Source organism: Microbacterium sp. Leaf351, from assembly GCF_001423825.1.
GTDB lineage: Bacteria > Actinomycetota > Actinomycetes > Actinomycetales > Microbacteriaceae > Microbacterium > Microbacterium ginsengisoli.
The window spans coordinates 29,479-30,178 of record NZ_LMPK01000005.1; the positions used below are offsets into that span (position 1 = coordinate 29,479).

Consider the following 700-nt stretch of genomic DNA (forward strand, 5'->3'; position numbering starts at 1 on the left):
AGATGCTCCTCGAGCAGGTGTGGGGATACCACTACAAGGCCGATACGCGGCTCGTCAACGTCCACGTGCAGCGTCTGCGCGCCAAGGTCGAGCGCGACCCCGACAACCCGCGCATCGTGACCACGGTGCGCGGTGTGGGCTACCGCGCCGGCGCGATCGTGTGACGACATGAGCGGGTCCGCGCAGCGTTCGCCGGTCGATCGTCTGCTGGTCGCGTTGCGCGGGTGGCGGGAATGGCCGCGTCAGCTCGCCGGCGTGTGGCGCCACTCGCTTCGGGTGCGCACCGTCGTCGCGACCGTCGCCCTCACCGCGCTCGCCGTGATCGCGGCGTGCGTCGGGCTCGCCCTCGCCATCCAGAACGACCTGTTCCAGTCCCGGTTGCAGCAGGCGCTCGGTGACGCGAGCCGCGCGCGCATCGAGGCGCAGCGCACGCTCGACTCGTCAGAGACGCAGGGCGACAGCGTGAACGTGCGCAACCTGATGAACAGCGTGCTCGTCACGCTGTCGCGTCAGTCCTCGAGCGATCTGATCGCCGCGTTCCGCACCGACACCGCGCCCTCCTCGATCGCGCCCCTCGACTTCACCTCCACCGGCTTCCCGACGAGCGCCCCGTCCCCCGAGCTGCGGTCGCAGGTGCAGAGCAGCTCCAGCGCGCAGTTCTGGCAGTCGGTTCCGGTGACGCTGGCCAACGGCTCGACGG

Annotated in this window: 1 protein-coding gene and 1 pseudogene; both read left to right on the plus strand. The window is 70.4% G+C overall.

Going from position 1 to position 700, the window contains the following annotated elements; genetic code table 11:
• A partial coding sequence (locus ASG00_RS16450; RefSeq protein WP_235559078.1) for a winged helix-turn-helix domain-containing protein occupies positions 1-164 on the plus strand: 164 nt, incomplete at its 5' end.
• Positions 165-168: 4 nt separating this feature from the next.
• Positions 169-700 (plus strand): annotated as a pseudogene (locus tag ASG00_RS16455) (MtrAB system histidine kinase MtrB); the annotation flags it as partial.